We start from the raw sequence: 14,474 nt of genomic DNA on the forward strand, positions 1-14,474 counted from the left end.
CATGGAGTTGAAACAGATCCCGCATCAAGTCCGGGATGATAAAATAAAGCAGCTATGTTTGATCCTATTAATTACATGCAAACGATTCATTCAAAGATGAAGCTCACGAAGGATAAGTACCGTTTTTGCAAAGTGAGTGGTGTTGGTTCCCTTGAAGAGGTGCTGGAAAACAGCAGGCGCGAAAAGCACTTCTTTGCGATTGACGATAGCCAGGATGGACAAACCTTCCGCAAAGGTGGTGGTTACTTTGAGCGCCGTCCCTACACGGTATTTATTCTGGGCAGGGCTGAATATGGCAAAATGGATCAGCGCGAGGCGGTACTAACAGAGGCCAAAAGCGTGTATCGGCATATCTTGTCAAAACTCATCCGGGATAAGCTCACCATTCCGGTTCTGAACATGGAGAATATTAACTTTTACGAGGTTCCGCCAGCTTTCGCCACTGGCTGCAGTGGTTTGTATTTTGTATTTTTTGTTGAAAACCCGGTAAACCTGGTCTACGATGCCGCAGCCTGGAACGATTGATATTAACGCCACCATTAGCGCCTGGGCTGATATTGTAATTAAGATCTGGCATGAAAAAATGGTCGAACTGAAGGTTTACGACACCGGAGAGTTGTACAATTCGCTCTTGAATGAATTGGTTAAAAATGCAGGGAATGATATTGACAGAATTGAATTCTCCTTCAAACTGTACGGCATTTTTGTGGATATGGGTGCTGGAAAATATGGGCCAGGGCGATTGTCCCAGCGCAATACAAACTGGTTTTCGCGCATATTCTTTGGGCAAGTACGCAAGTTGAAAGAAATATTAACCGAAAGGTACAGCTCGGTTGTTACCGAAACGGTGATTAATAGCCTGACCATTGGCTTTTATGCCGGGTATAACTCAGAAATAAGCAAGTTTACAGCGACTGAGCGGCAGCGGATCAGAAATAAAAAGAACTACGACAGGCGCCGGGCCCAGCCAGGCCGATGGGTGAACAACTCTAAAACCTGGAAGCCCTATTGATTTTATTTTGTACATTAGGGCAAACCAATAAAATTGACAGCACGAAAAAGTTTATCGATGCATGTCTAAATACTCGGAATTCCGAGTTTATTGGGGTTGAAAATCGTGATGATTTAGTATTTGGAAAACAAAAAAACCGGATTAATCATCCGGGTTTTCTTTTTTAAAACTACGCTATATGGATACTCAACTATTGAGACTCTTTAATGCTTCAATCTGTTTTTCAAGCTTTTCAATGTAATCTTTTACCGCTACTTCAAAGCATTCTAGTTTCTTTGGTTTAATTCCTGTCACCTCTTTGTATTTATCCAAAGCATTGTCAAATCGCTCAACTACATCACTGTCAAGCTTAAAACTTACCTGTTGTTTTTCTCCCATATCTTTAAAATTTACTTCAAAATTAAGTGATTTTTTTGAACTCCAAATAAGTTTATAAACTATTTTTTACTTTTGTTTGGATGTTTATGGAAGTTTTATTTAAATTTGTATCAAACAAAAATTGATAAACTATGAAAAACGAAATTGTAAAAATCCATGATGCTGAGTTTTTATGCCCGCGAGATGGCGACAATATTTTTGTTGCTATAAAACCAGCTTGTGAGTTATTGGGAATTGACCACTCTTCCCAAATGAGAAACTTGAAAAATGACCCTGAGTTTTTAGGTTCAGTTGTGGTCAATATGACCACAACTGGAGCTGATGGCAAACAGTATGAAATGACATGCTTGCCCCTTCAGTTTTTCTTTGGATGGTTAGCGCAAATTGATCACACAAAAGTGAAGGAAGAAGTCCGAGAAAGCGTAATTCGATACAAGGTTGAAGTCTGCAATGTATTGTACAATCATTTTATGGGCGCCCGTAAATTTCTTGAAGAAAAAGAAAAGATGATAGGGAAGTTAAATGATCATCTGAAATTGGTAAAAAAGAATTTCAGCAATGCAAAAACTGTTTTAAGCAATACAGAGGATGCAATGGACAAGGTAGCCCGTATGAGTTACGATGATTACAAAAAGACTGGTTTTCAAATGGATCTTGACTTTGATGTTTAAAACCGCAATTTTGCGGTTTATTCAGTTCAGTTGCCGTGCTCAACACGGCAACTGGAAAGGATGGAAATATGTAAAAACAACAATCCCCGGATCATAGGTGCTGGTAACACCTCCCCGGGGATTTAATTCAAAAATGAATCATGACAAAAGTAACCATTAATTACGTACCCTTTACAGAAATTGGCTACGAAAAAGAACTGGTCATAGCCCAGCAGGAAAAAGCCCTGGCAAAAGAACAGTTTGTTTATGCCGTAAAACTAAAGTTCCCCGACCTTGAGCTGCGCCGCAAAGCACTCATGCAAATTAGCCGCAAGGTGCAGGACATTAAAGCAATGATTTATTTTGGCCAGCGGTACCCCGGCAAGGATATGAATCAAATTGTGCAGTGTATAATGGCCGAGCAGAAAGGAGGGCGCCATGTGCGATAAAAGAGAGTCGAAAAAAGCCATTATTATTGATGGTGTGGTGCTTACCGACGAGGCAATTGATCAGCTAAAGTCGTTTCAGGAAAGCGATAACTACGCGATAACCTATTTTCGCGAATACCTGGCGGATGCCATTTGTTGCATAACCACCAATGTAGGCGTGAAAGATGAGCTAAAGGAGTTGATTGAAGAATTATCATACCTCCGTGGATTTTTAAAAAACTTACGTAAGCCATAAGCAGCCTTCGGGCTGCTTTTTTCGTATATTTGATTAAAACCGAGGGAAATGACATTTATACTTGCCTTTTTTATTGTACTTCTCATCGTATCCTTCCTGGGCGCTATCTTCCAGCGCCGATAACTTTATTGTCCTTTCCGGGGCCTGTTACTGATTGTACTTTTCGTGAAAAGAAAGCACAATGGCAAATCTGAATGAAGAAGCCCGGATTCCGGTTTACATTAACGACGAACAAGCGAAATCTGCTTTAAGAAACCTCCAGGGGGAGGCCGAGAAGTGGAAGAAGAAAATGTACGAGGCCATGGAGGGCGGCGATCCAAAGGGTGTGAAGGAAGCTGAACGCGAGCTAAAGAAGGTGAACAAGCAAGTTTCAGAACTGAAGCGCGAAGCTTTTGATGTGAATAAGGTTTTGAATAATCTTTCTTCGGCATCGGCAAAAGACATGCGTCGGGCGCTCCAGTCTCTCACACGCGAAATGGATGGACTGAACCGCAATTCCAAAGAATATCAGGACTTGTTTAATAAGAAAATGCTGATCAAGGACGAGTTTAAAAAAATAAACGGATCCTTGAGAACACAGACCGGACTACTTGGAGGACTTGAAAGCAAACTTGCTTTAATGCCCGGTGCTTTTGGCGGAATGGCTGCTGGAATTGTTTCCGTTGGAAGGGCAACATTAGCCTTCTTCCTTACTCCAATTGGGCTTATTGTTGGCTTAATTGGCGGCATCGTCCTTGGAACAAAGGCGCTTATTACCAATTCAATTGAATTCAGCAAAGCGGCAAGCTCCCTGTCAGCGATTACCGGAGCAGTTGGAAAAGACCTCGACTTTCTGAAAAAGCAAGCCCGTGAAATATCGAAAGAAAGCACCCAGAGCGCCACCGACATGCTGAACGCTTTCAAAACCATCGGTGGCGCCATGCCCGAGCTGCTTAAAAACGGCCCGCTATTGGCTGAAGTTACTAAGAATGCAGTCGCATTATCTGAATCGTCGGGAGGAGAGCTTTCGGTTACCGCCGCAGCCAAAGCAGCTGCTGCTGCACTTAATCAGTTCAATATTCCTTTAACCGAATCAGCAAGGGCAGTAAATGTACTGGCCGCAGGTTCTGAGGCAGGCGCGGCGGAAGTTGACAACATCACCGAATCACTAAAAAATCTGGGCCCAGTTGCCAGCAACGCAAACATGAGCCTCGAAAATACTGTTGCAGCCATTGAAGTTGTGGCAGAAAAAGGAATTGTAGGAGCCGAAGCCGGTACCAAATTGCGCGGTGTCATCCTGAAACTTCAGGCTGAATCATTGGGATATGCAAGCGGCCAGTTCAATCTGAGAGATGCGATGGACGAAGCGAACAAAGCTATTGAAGCCCAATCCACCGCCATTGAAAAAGATGCTTACCTCGCCAAGTTGTTTGGCATCGAGAATGTGACGGCTGGTAAGATCATGCTTGATAATGTTGAGAAGTACGAGTCGCTTACCAATGCGGTGACTGGCACCAGTACAGCATACGATCAGGCAAAAATTCAACAAAACAATTTATCGGCTTCCAATAAGAAATTCAGCGAAGCATGGAAAAACATGATGCTGTCAATAGAGGATGGCAACGGAATTTTAGCGGTTAGCTGGAAGGCGATTGTTGATACCGGAACCTGGTTGATTAATGGAATGACAACGCAGTTTGAAAACCTGGGGGCAAGCGTCCGTGCCGTTGGCATCGTGTTCAAGAACTTCTATGAACAGATGAAAACACCGGTTGCGGCACTTGGGCGGTTGCTAAAAGCCGTATTTACGATGGATTATTCGGACATGGGGCCTGCCCTGGCCGCATTCAAATCGTCGTTTTCAGAAATTGGGAAAGATGGATCGCTAAACCTTGGGAAAATTGCTTTGGAACAGTTGAAATTAGGGGCTGCTTCAAAGGCCGCTACTGCCGAAATAAAAAAGCAAAAAAAGGAGCTGGAAGAATTAAATGTAGACCCAAATACTGGCGGTGGATCAAGTGATGGAGGTAAAACCAAATATGAAACAGCCCTCGCCGCGCTTGACGCTGCCAACCAGGAGCGCATGGATCGGTTGGTTATTCAGTATGAAAAAGAAGCCTGGACAGATCAGGAATACAAAGCCCAGCTAATTGTTGCTGAACTGGCTTACCTGGAAACAAAAAAGGCGCTACAGATCCAGTTTGGTGAAAATACACTCAGTACCGAAGCTGCGATATCGAAAAAGCGCGTTGAAGCACAGAAAGAAATTAATGATCTGTTGGCCGAGGGTGAAAAAGAATTGTTTGACGAAATTGCTGCCGACAGCAAGGAGGTAGATGAAGCCGCAAAGGCAACAATGCAGACTGCAGATGCTGCACTTAAGTCACTCGAAGATTCCGCAACGAAGGAAAAGCAGATCATGGAACAGCGCCAGCAAACCTATCTCCAGTTTGCACAGATGATCGGTCAAAGCTTTGGCGACCTGATGGCCGATTCGGAAGCTACTTTTGGCGACTACTTAAAAAACACCTTGGTAATGGCGCTTGATGCCCTACACCAGTTTTATTTAATCGAACAGGCAAAGGTATGGATCAGGGCAGCTACCGAAGGTGCACCGCTCAACCCGCTCGCTATTGCTAAAGCAATTGCGAAGATTGCCTTCATGGAAATGGCCTTCCAGGGAGTAAAAGGGTTGCTTTCGGGCAAGGCCGAAGGAGGTTATACCGAACCTGGCGGCAAATACGAACCGGCCGGTATTGTCCACAAAGGCGAATATGTAATTCCGCAAGAAGGCGTTAACAACACAGCCCTGAGGCCGATGATCGACATCATGGAAATGGCCCGCCGTAACGGATCACTGGCGCGGCTCGACCTACGCCCTGTATTTGCCTCTGTTTCCGCAGCGTCAGGCAAGGGATACGCATCCGGTGGGTATGCCGGCGTGAATGACTTGTCCAACCCTCCCCAACCTTACACACCAGATCCCGCATTCAGCCGCCTGTTATCCGACAACCTGAAGGCCACCAAGCAGATGGCTGATGCTGCTGAAAAGTTGTGGAAGGATGGCACCTACACTCGTTTGTTGGGGCGTGATGGTTTGATTAACCAAGAAGCCGAGTATCAGAAAATGAAGTCGAATGTAACCTTATAAGCTATGCTGAGCGAAGTAATTGTAAATGATATCCATGTCGATTTGAGTGCTGATTTCAGCATCACAATCGAAAAAAATAGCCGGTTGTTGCAGTTCGAAGAAATTGTAGATGCCTGGGCGTACAACATCAGTTTTCCGCGCACCGAAACCAACGAGGCGGCTTTTGAGCATGCCGAACGCTTTCAGAAGCGCTGGGAGGGATGGCAGGAATACCCCTTTCAGTTTTATTACAATGGCCGGTTGATTTTGAATGGCCGAATAAAAGCCAAGTACACCGGTGGCAAGTACGAGGGCTACGCCTACGGAACCTTTGGCGCCATTGCCGCTGGCTATGCCGGTAAGATGGTGAAGGATGTACTGAACACCGGCAACCTCACCTACACCAACAAGGCCGAATACCAGCCCGGCGAACCCTATTGTTTATTCCCGGTTTACAATTTTGATTTCTACAAGGGTCGTGGCTTACCAGCAGAAGGGCAAGACAACAATGGCGATCCGGTACAGATTGAAACCCGAGCCAAGCAATTTGCTCTGAAGCAAATCGGAACACAGAACCGGTTCGACAGCAACACCAACCTGTTTATTGAGCAGTTTGGCGAAACAACTAACAAGCTGGCTGTAATCACCCCTTTTTTATTTTGCAACTGGTTCTATGTGCAGCTCATGGCTTCGCTTGACGTGAGAGTTGTTGAGAATGCATTGAACACCGACAGCCTGTTACAGCGAGCCTGTTTCTATACTTCTTATGATATTACCGAGGTGAATCTGACTGTGAAAACAACGATTGAAATCGACCAGATTGATTTTGGAGATATAACCTACAATGGAGGCAGCGTTAAGCTTGAAAACCAATATGAGCGCTCGGTTCCTTCCAGTTTTTCACCCAACCATCTGCTTCCGGATGAGTGGACGGTGAAAGATTACATCCTGGGTATTCAAAACCTGCTGAATGTCATATTTGATTTTTCGCCCTATAAAAACGAAGTACGGATCCGCGACCGCGAAGCCTTGCTTGTTGCCAAGGCGAATGATTTGAATGATAAGCTGGCCGAGCAGCCCAAGCTGGAACCGGTCGATGGCCGGAAAGTAACAATCGAGTACGCCAAGGATAGCAACGACGGTTTTTGGAATGACTACTACCAGGACATTTCAGCCGAGAAATGGAGCCGCTACCTGGGAGAAGTGGCCAGCAAGTCGGCGTTGGATGCCAAAACCGGCATGAAGGTGGGCGACTTTTATTATGTGTTGGGCGAAAACCAGTATCGGGAATACCGGATGGAAGAGATTGAGACTGGCCCCGACACTTTCGAGGAAGAACTGGAGTGGTATCCGCTCAGCATTTACGGGCATGCCTACAGCCTGGGCAGTGGCGGCGATGAGGTGAAAATTGAATCGAAGTTTGGCGTAGTTTCTGGGTGGCCCGACAAGAAAGGCCGGTTGATGCTTACCGGTAACTCGGACCTGTTTGCTGATGAGGTCAAGCCCTTCGTTCCGCGCATCATGTTTTACCAGGGCTTAGTGAATTCTGTTCCGCGTGGCGATGCCATGGGTGGCTTGGTTGACAACCGCTGGGAAGGCGACAATGGCCTCATTGCAAAACGATGGGGAAATACCCTGAACGCGATCAAGAACGGCGTGCCTGGCGTGGCTTATTTCAATTTTGACGAAGTGGATGTACAAACCTTGGATTTAAACGAAAAGCATCGCATTGATGAGGGTGAATTCATTATTGAAAAATGCACCACCACCTTCTTCGCGAACCACGTGGGCACCACCGAGGCGGATATTGTGAAGCTGGCCTAGTTGTCCTTTCACAGGCAGAGCGCGCAGGCCATATTTACATCAAAATAAAACAGCAATGGCAATTACAATCATCGATCAGCCCGATACCGTTAGCTTAACCGGATGCCCCATTCGGTTTGTCTTTCAATCCGACCTTACATACCCGCAGGTGTGGATTCGCGCCTACATTATGGTGTGGATCAATGGCGCCTATGTCAACCAGCTGGAAGATAAGATTGTGGTTGATGCCGATGGGGTGGCTGTGTTTCAGTTTCAAGCCCTGCTGAATAAGCACCTCGAGTCGAAATTCTCGTTTCCCGAACACGAAGCCAGCTTAATGATTGCGCACCCACAGATGAGTGTTAAGTACCAAATTGTTTATGGTGAAATATACAAGCCTGCCGATGGTCCGGAGCAACCCCTTGGCCTTACTTTTGGGGATACCTACTACGCCATTCGCGGAGGATTGCCCAACCATGTGATGGCGCGGATGAATGTGCAGCAGATTACCTGGTGGGAAGATGTGGTGGAGAACAAACGCTTTTTGACGAATCAGCCGCTCGAAAAAACCACCTACCCGGTCAGTGTGGAAAAGCTGTACTGGATCATGCGATCAACGGGTACCATTACCCTGAAATTTGACTGGACAGCCACCGACGACAGCACCGGAACTTATACCACCACGCACACCGCCGATGCGTACCAGGTAGTTGAGATCTGCCTGTCGCCGGGTTTGATTGAAGCACTGACCGGTAAGGAGCTGGCCGCTTATACCGTTTCCATTTCAGGATTGAGCGAAGAGCGCACGTTTACGGTCGACCGCCAGCACAAGGAACGCTACGACCGCTTGCTGTTCGATAACTCACTGGGCACCTTCGACACGCTAACGGCTACCGGCATGCGTACCCAAACGGGCGAAAACAGCCGCGAGTCGTACCGCAGGCAACTGCCAACTTACCCGGAATTGAACGACCGCACGATGGCCTACAACCGGGCCGAACGGGTAAACAAAAACGAATCGAGCCTGGGATTCCTGAACACGCAGGAATGGCTGGAATACACCGAAGAGCTCGACTTGTCGTGCAACGCCTACTGGCTGGACGGTAGCGTGGCGAAACCAATTAATATCGTGACTACTGAAAGCGTGACATTGGAAGATGAACGCGACTACTTTACCCAAAATATTGAGTGGGAACTGGCGCACAAAAGCAAGTGGTATGCCCGCCAGCGCGGAACCTTGCAGTTTGTTATTCCGCCCTACATCAATAAGCTCAGCGCCTTCTTTAACCGGGCACGGGGCATTAAGCTGCTCGACCTCCGGTTTAACCATATGGCCATCATTTCCGGCACCAATATCACCTTTCCCAACATCACCGGCAACGACCTGTTTGATTTTTCGGACGCTACCTATTGGGACCAAACACTGATAGCGGCAACAGGCTGGTACAATGCCGGAACGCCGCGCACCTGCCCGCTAAGCTGGTTGCAGGGTTGGGCATGGGCCGAAGCGGCTACCGATGCCACCCACGCCCGCCTGTTCCACCGCGACTACAACACCAAACTGCGCGATGTGCTGCCCGTGCTGGTGTACAGCAGCAACCTAAGCACCGCCGAACAGCAAACAGTTGTGGATTGGTTGGATTGGTATTACGCGATATTTGAGAGCACAAGTTTATTAGTTGAGAATAACGACATTATAATAGAATAATCATGGCAAAGAAAGAATTGGCATTGACGGATAAGATTGTCGAAATTGAAGGGTACAACAGGATTAATGCATTAAAGTATACTCAGATTATATCTGACAAATGCATCAGAAATTCAGACGGTGCAACTTTCGTAGAAGCAGGATCTGAGGTTACTGATTTTATCTATATTGAAGGTGAATCCGAATTTTACTACCGAGGGGCTTCGAATGGTTCAGTAGCTGTGTGTGTGTACGACGAAAACAAAGCGTTTATTGCCGTAATTGAAGGAACTGTCAATTCATTTTTCACGGAATTTACACGATTTGAAATCCCAGAAGGAGCTGTCTACATGCGGGTGCCAAACCGAAAGAATTATTACCAAATTGATTTGGGAATTCAGTTCGTTCATCGAAATGAAAAACAATCAGAGGAAATATGGGGTCTATCTACGAGTTCAAGTTACAATATCACACTCAACAAACCTCTTCCTTCTGGGCAGTTCTATAATTCGGAAACTGCAAAAGCGAATACTCCTCCCTATTTGAGGACCAAGGGAAAGGTAATCGAATACCAAATTGAAACGTACCAATGGAAGCGTGAACAGTTTGTGGGTGAAGGGGATTCACAATGGACAAATCCACAATATTGGATCTTGCAAAATATCGACCCGATAACGAAAACAGCATTAAGTGTTTTTAATGATTGGGCCGCGAGATTTGATGGAGTATCATCAGAATGTATTGTGGATGAAATAATGATTGACAGTGTTGGTGATTATATCGAATTTGAATTGAAATGCGAATCTCCTGACCCCATTAACGGCGGCTATTCATTTTGCGGACGCACACCAGGCGCAAGTACTTCAATACAGGTGAGCCTAAGTGAAATTACAGTTCGAGGGTCTGATTTGACGTGGTTAATCACCAATAATATTATTAAAAATATTCCAACAGGCAAATTCAGACTAAAAATTGAAAAGGTATCAGGCGGCATCGCTGTGTACATCGATGACACACTAAAGCACACCGGAACTGTTGCTGGAAACATTAGCATAAAATCTTTTGGGCATTCATACTATAATTATGGATATTGGAAGGGAGTAATTTACAGTGTCAAAACCTGCATTGATTCTGTCATCACGGAGCAGTCTTTGTTTAATTTTCCCGGCTTCCTGCCTCAGGGCATAAAAGCTGAAAGAGAGTCTAAGTTTCTCGACCAACTACAAGCGCAGTCTCTGCTAAACGGAGAAACCGCGCTGGCTGTCAGTAATGCCAACAAGAGCATATTAATTTCAGAATATGATTTCATCAGCAAATTTAATGGGGTAAGTTCCTACACAAGCCTTGATAAGACGTATAAAATTGATGATGAAGGCGATTTTGTGGAGATCGAAGTAAACATCACAGGATCACTTCATGACGGGGTTTACAAAGCACTAGGCATAATTGGAACAGAATTGGCTGGATACAACTTGTTCGGATATCACTACTCTAATGGCTGGTGTGTACGAGACAATGCCGGGAATTTCATTTATTTCAACTACTTTGATTATGGACGTGCAAAATATAGGCTTGAGGTTGTGGGTGGACAATGGCAATTCTCCATAAACGGACAAGTTTTGAGTACCAAATCAAAAGCAAGTTACCTTCTTATTAATAATATAGCTAATGCTTATTTTACTGCAAATTATGCAGGCATTGACGTTTATAAACTATCTATTAATTCTCAATCTGATGGCAGTCTGGAAAATATCGAACCGTACACCCTTGCCGGTTCAGTTGATGTTGATTTGGATTATGCAAAGAAAACTGTACCAGCCGATTTTAATCAACTAGCGAACATTTATATCTCCTATCAAAAAGCGGGTTCTGCATCCGGGAAAAAGCTTTTTTACGTTTATTGTAAATACCCAGGCTCTGAATTCTATGTGAGGTTTAAGTTGGCTCACACCACTGACCTTTCAGAAATTTACTACCGAGACATAATTGAAATTGAAGATGGGTTGCTTTATCAACGCTCCGGTGAATCATGGATTTCAACCGGTATTACAGTACTAGCACCCGGGGAAAGTGAGTCTGTATTTTTACCCCAAGGTGATTATGTCGATCATTGCGGAGGCGTCCACGGTGATGAACTAATGGAGTGGGTAAAATTCTACGTAAATGGGGTGGAACTAACAGCAGCTGAACTTAGTGCAGACTTTGAAATCGAATGCGACGAATTTAGCTATCTCCAAAAATCAACTCTTCACGAGACCGCCAAATTTACAGCTGTAGACACCGGGCTTGATGCCACAGGGGGGGCTGGAGTCCTGACAATATCCGGTGGAACCTATTGGATCGACGGAATTGATACGACTTTGCCTGCATGGGGACAAAATACACTCACTACTGTTGTCGACAGAACGCTTTCTGTTACCGGTGGAAATACGTGGCAAATAGACGACTACCGGCTCCCCAATCCAGCACATCCGGTTTGGGCTATTCATTACAAAAACACAACATTCGGAGAGGCAGGGTATGCGACCAAAAATAAACTGGAATGGCAGGCGGCTGTTGAAAATTACTGGTATGTTGGCATAGTCTGCATTGCAACAGCAAATGCTGATACTGTAAGAAACGAGGAGTATGAAATAGCAGAAGTCGATAGACTAGGTGGGCATAAATTGGACGCAACTTCATTGCGGGAGGTATATTTTTCGCACCCAACAAATGGGCTTTCCGCTTTTGTGACTTCCAAGTTTGTGGGCGACGATACGCAAGACAATAATTGCGCTGTTTTTATATGGGATACAGCTCAATATAATAAGTACTATCGGAAAACAGCAACGCAAACACCTCAAATAGGTGACAAGTGGAGAGGAGAATGTCAGGTGAAGTTTTCTAAGAAATAAAGGATTCATCCTTTCGACCGTTGCTCATTAATTATGAAAATTCTAACTTGCTAAACAAAAACCTATGAATAGCCTACGACTAATCATGACCTGCCTTGCCTTGTTCGTGAGTATTACTACTCACGCCCAGCTCAAACCCCTTGCCGGGGTGGAGTTGTTTGGCTCAAACGAGTTGGTTATGCGGCCCAATGGGAGGGAGTTTAAATACCAACCGGGCGATATGGCTTTGATTTACGGGCTGGCCTACGAAATTAAGAAAGTGGAATTCCGGGCACTAGCCCAAACCCTCATGTTTATGGATTCGCCAACCAGCTATCGCCCTACGCACTCAGAGTACACCGTGTCCGCAGCTTACCAGCTCAATAAGTTCCGCCTAAAAGTGGAGCACATGTGCCTCCACCCGATTGAAAATTACCAGGCATCGCGTGTGAAAATCTTTGCCGGGCACACCAAACTGGGGGTTTACTACAACCTGTAAAAAGGTTCAACAACGTACCCTGGCTGGTGCGGATTTGTAATCCGCACCCACTAACCGTAGGATTTTCAATACGGAACAACCAACCCACACCCAAGGCAGCCTAACCGCTGCCTTTTTTCTTTTGTCCACCTTGCAAAAAGGGGGACGAGGTTGATGGGGTAGTCCATCAACCGGAGGGGGTTATCTGTCCTTTCAAACGCATGCTCAGGGGCATAGCTTTGAAATAAAAAACGAGCATGAATTCAGAAACCTATCAATTTATACTTGCTGTTGTAGGGCCAATCATGGTTATTTTGCTCGGTATAATCGGGTTTTTCTTACGTCAGCAGGTTTCAGTCACTAAAACACTTACCGATACGGTTAACGTGTTGAACACTTCGGTTGAAGTACTACGAACAAACCACAACCACTTCTCAACTTCGGATATTGAACGGCACAAGATCATTGACCGGACACTTGAGGCGCATAGCGACAAGATTAGTGATCATGAGAAACGAATTATAAAACTGGAAAAATGAATGCCAACCAACTTAATCTGTTGATCATTGACACGCTTTCAAAATTCGAAAAGCTCTACCTTACCGAAGCTGTCAATTTACTAATGGGCACAGCGGCGCAAGAATCGCACTTGGGGCAGTACATTCAGCAACTTGGATCGGGGCCGGCACTTGGGATCTTCCAGATGGAACCGGCAACATTCCGGGATATTATTGAGAATTATCTGTATTATAAGCCAGCACTGCTGAGCCAAGTGCTTAAGGTTTGCAATGTGCAGCATTTGGAACCCGAGTGCCTCAAGTACAACCTTCGTGTTGCAATTGTTTTTTGTCGGTTGCACTACCTGCGAAATCCTGAAAAAATCCCCAACACCATTGAAGGGATGGCGAAATACTGGAAAAAGTATTACAACACTCACTTAGGGAAAGGTACCGAGCAGGAATTTATTTTGAATTATCGAAGATTGGTGGTATGAAAAACCTGTGGAAATACCTGACGATCCTGTTTGCCGGAATGATTGCCGGCATCGTAGCTGCGATTCGATTGCTCGATCCGCGAACGATCAACACCAGCTCCTATGTTGAGAAGCAAAGCCAGGAAACCAAGATTGGCAAGGTGAAGCAAAAAAACGGCACCGACAACCTGCAGAAAGTCACTCAGGATCCTGCACTCGACAATTCCGGATTAACCCGTGCTGACGTTCGCCGCCAACGCCGGGAAAAACGGAAAGCCAAACGCAAAAGAAACAGGTCCTAATCTGTCCTTTCCTACACGCCTAAAAAGCCGGAAGTTTGAACTATACATTCAAATCAAAAACTTAAATTTTCAACATCATGAAAAACTTGTTCTTTCTTTTATTCGGGTTTGCCTTGCTGCTGGCAGTGGCCTGCACTCCCGAACAACCGGCAACCGATCCGCCTTCGGATCAGGTGAGCTACATACAAACAACCGACCTGCAGCAAGCAGCTGCCACCATCGAGCTCGATGCTCCGGTTATCCTTGTTCAGGATTCGGGCGAAGATCCACCCACCGTGTCGGAAAAATCCTTTGTCGACCTACTGAAGGAAAACTGGCTAGGTGTGTTGCTCGGATTATTAGGATTTATTGAAATAATCGTGAGGCTCACTCCCACTAAGAAGGATGACTCACTTTTAAATAAGCTATACAAAATATTAGACTTCCTGATACCCAACTTTCGCCAAGGTGGTGGAAGATTTACACCCCCTCAGGAAGAGTGACGATAGTTCTTTTTTTTCATAGGTTTAGTTTTATTGGTTTAGT

At 45.4% G+C, this 14,474-nt stretch carries 15 protein-coding genes; 14 read left to right on the top strand and 1 reads right to left on the bottom strand.

The window, feature by feature from the left end; all coding sequences use genetic code 11:
• The first annotated feature begins 54 nt into the window (after window positions 1-54).
• On the top strand, window positions 55-525 hold the full coding sequence (locus tag Q1A18_RS01710; RefSeq protein WP_299576687.1) for a hypothetical protein: 471 nt from the start codon (window positions 55-57) through the stop codon (window positions 523-525).
• Complete coding sequence (locus tag Q1A18_RS01715) at window positions 503-1,012, top strand: hypothetical protein (RefSeq protein ID WP_299576689.1); 510 nt, start codon at window positions 503-505, stop codon at window positions 1,010-1,012. Before Q1A18_RS01710 ends, Q1A18_RS01715 begins: the two co-directional genes overlap by 23 nt.
• 186 nt (window positions 1,013-1,198) lie before the next feature.
• On the opposite strand, the gene Q1A18_RS01720 is transcribed toward Q1A18_RS01715, so the two are convergent.
• Window positions 1,199-1,390: a hypothetical protein gene (locus tag Q1A18_RS01720; RefSeq protein WP_299576691.1), complete on the bottom strand. Its 192-nt coding sequence runs from the start codon at window positions 1,388-1,390 to the stop codon at window positions 1,199-1,201.
• A 131-nt stretch (window positions 1,391-1,521) separates the two neighbouring features.
• Between Q1A18_RS01720 and Q1A18_RS01725 the strand changes: the two genes are divergently transcribed.
• From Q1A18_RS01725 to Q1A18_RS01780, 12 genes are all read left to right on the top strand, one after another.
• Window positions 1,522-2,061 carry a phage antirepressor N-terminal domain-containing protein gene (locus Q1A18_RS01725; protein WP_299576693.1) on the top strand — a complete coding sequence of 180 codons (540 nt, stop codon included), beginning with the start codon at window positions 1,522-1,524 and terminating at the stop codon, window positions 2,059-2,061.
• A 140-nt stretch (window positions 2,062-2,201) separates the two neighbouring features.
• Window positions 2,202-2,489, top strand: coding sequence for a hypothetical protein (locus Q1A18_RS01730; protein ID WP_299576695.1), 288 nt, complete (start codon window positions 2,202-2,204; stop codon window positions 2,487-2,489).
• Entirely contained in the window at window positions 2,479-2,724 is a 246-nt protein-coding gene (locus Q1A18_RS01735) for a hypothetical protein (RefSeq protein WP_299576697.1), read from the top strand. Before Q1A18_RS01730 ends, Q1A18_RS01735 begins: the two co-directional genes overlap by 11 nt.
• Before the next feature lie 181 nt (window positions 2,725-2,905).
• Window positions 2,906-5,854 carry a phage tail tape measure protein gene (locus tag Q1A18_RS01740; RefSeq protein ID WP_299576699.1) on the top strand — a complete coding sequence of 983 codons (2,949 nt, stop codon included), beginning with the start codon at window positions 2,906-2,908 and terminating at the stop codon, window positions 5,852-5,854.
• Between the two features lie 3 nt (window positions 5,855-5,857).
• On the top strand, window positions 5,858-7,657 hold the full coding sequence (locus tag Q1A18_RS01745) for a hypothetical protein (protein ID WP_299576701.1): 1,800 nt from the start codon (window positions 5,858-5,860) through the stop codon (window positions 7,655-7,657).
• 55 nt (window positions 7,658-7,712) lie between these two features.
• A complete protein-coding gene (locus Q1A18_RS01750; protein ID WP_299576703.1) occupies window positions 7,713-9,344 on the top strand; it encodes a hypothetical protein in 1,632 nt (543 codons plus the stop codon).
• 2 nt (window positions 9,345-9,346) lie between these two features.
• Window positions 9,347-12,217, top strand: coding sequence for a hypothetical protein (locus Q1A18_RS01755; protein WP_299576705.1), 2,871 nt, complete (start codon window positions 9,347-9,349; stop codon window positions 12,215-12,217).
• Window positions 12,218-12,281: 64 nt separating this feature from the next.
• Window positions 12,282-12,695: a hypothetical protein gene (locus tag Q1A18_RS01760; protein ID WP_299576707.1), complete on the top strand. Its 414-nt coding sequence runs from the start codon at window positions 12,282-12,284 to the stop codon at window positions 12,693-12,695.
• A 236-nt stretch (window positions 12,696-12,931) separates the two neighbouring features.
• Complete coding sequence (locus Q1A18_RS01765; protein WP_299576709.1) at window positions 12,932-13,213, top strand: hypothetical protein; 282 nt, start codon at window positions 12,932-12,934, stop codon at window positions 13,211-13,213.
• Window positions 13,210-13,668, top strand: a complete 459-nt coding sequence (locus Q1A18_RS01770; RefSeq protein WP_299576711.1) for a hypothetical protein — start codon at window positions 13,210-13,212, stop codon at window positions 13,666-13,668. Before Q1A18_RS01765 ends, Q1A18_RS01770 begins: the two co-directional genes overlap by 4 nt.
• Complete coding sequence (locus Q1A18_RS01775) at window positions 13,665-13,949, top strand: hypothetical protein (RefSeq protein ID WP_299576713.1); 285 nt, start codon at window positions 13,665-13,667, stop codon at window positions 13,947-13,949. The genes Q1A18_RS01770 and Q1A18_RS01775 overlap by 4 nt, the downstream gene beginning before the upstream one ends.
• A gap of 77 nt (window positions 13,950-14,026) precedes the next feature.
• A complete protein-coding gene (locus Q1A18_RS01780; protein WP_299576715.1) occupies window positions 14,027-14,431 on the top strand; it encodes a hypothetical protein in 405 nt (134 codons plus the stop codon).
• Window positions 14,432-14,474 lie beyond the last annotated feature (43 nt).

Origin of the sequence: uncultured Sunxiuqinia sp. (assembly GCF_947495665.1) — a bacterium.
In the GTDB taxonomy this organism is placed as follows: Bacteria; Bacteroidota; Bacteroidia; order Bacteroidales; family Prolixibacteraceae; genus Sunxiuqinia; species Sunxiuqinia rutila.

What these genes read in the sequence shown, in the direction of transcription:
- Q1A18_RS01735 (WP_299576697.1), top strand. Translation starts at nt 2,479, where the DNA reads ATGTGCGATAAAAGAGAGTCGAAAAAAGCCATTATTATTGATGGTGTG.
- Q1A18_RS01740 (WP_299576699.1), top strand. Translation starts at nt 2,906, where the DNA reads ATGGCAAATCTGAATGAAGAAGCCCGGATTCCGGTTTACATTAACGAC.
- Q1A18_RS01710 (WP_299576687.1), top strand. Translation starts at nt 55, where the DNA reads ATGTTTGATCCTATTAATTACATGCAAACGATTCATTCAAAGATGAAG.
- Q1A18_RS01755 (WP_299576705.1), top strand. Translation starts at nt 9,347, where the DNA reads ATGGCAAAGAAAGAATTGGCATTGACGGATAAGATTGTCGAAATTGAA.
- Q1A18_RS01765 (WP_299576709.1), top strand. Translation starts at nt 12,932, where the DNA reads ATGAATTCAGAAACCTATCAATTTATACTTGCTGTTGTAGGGCCAATC.
- Q1A18_RS01775 (WP_299576713.1), top strand. Translation starts at nt 13,665, where the DNA reads ATGAAAAACCTGTGGAAATACCTGACGATCCTGTTTGCCGGAATGATT.
- Q1A18_RS01715 (WP_299576689.1), top strand. Translation starts at nt 503, where the DNA reads ATGCCGCAGCCTGGAACGATTGATATTAACGCCACCATTAGCGCCTGG.
- Q1A18_RS01770 (WP_299576711.1), top strand. Translation starts at nt 13,210, where the DNA reads ATGAATGCCAACCAACTTAATCTGTTGATCATTGACACGCTTTCAAAA.
- Q1A18_RS01780 (WP_299576715.1), top strand. Translation starts at nt 14,027, where the DNA reads ATGAAAAACTTGTTCTTTCTTTTATTCGGGTTTGCCTTGCTGCTGGCA.
- Q1A18_RS01725 (WP_299576693.1), top strand. Translation starts at nt 1,522, where the DNA reads ATGAAAAACGAAATTGTAAAAATCCATGATGCTGAGTTTTTATGCCCG.
- Q1A18_RS01720 (WP_299576691.1), bottom strand. Translation starts at nt 1,390, where the DNA reads ATGGGAGAAAAACAACAGGTAAGTTTTAAGCTTGACAGTGATGTAGTT.
- Q1A18_RS01745 (WP_299576701.1), top strand. Translation starts at nt 5,858, where the DNA reads ATGCTGAGCGAAGTAATTGTAAATGATATCCATGTCGATTTGAGTGCT.
- Q1A18_RS01730 (WP_299576695.1), top strand. Translation starts at nt 2,202, where the DNA reads ATGACAAAAGTAACCATTAATTACGTACCCTTTACAGAAATTGGCTAC.
- Q1A18_RS01760 (WP_299576707.1), top strand. Translation starts at nt 12,282, where the DNA reads ATGAATAGCCTACGACTAATCATGACCTGCCTTGCCTTGTTCGTGAGT.
- Q1A18_RS01750 (WP_299576703.1), top strand. Translation starts at nt 7,713, where the DNA reads ATGGCAATTACAATCATCGATCAGCCCGATACCGTTAGCTTAACCGGA.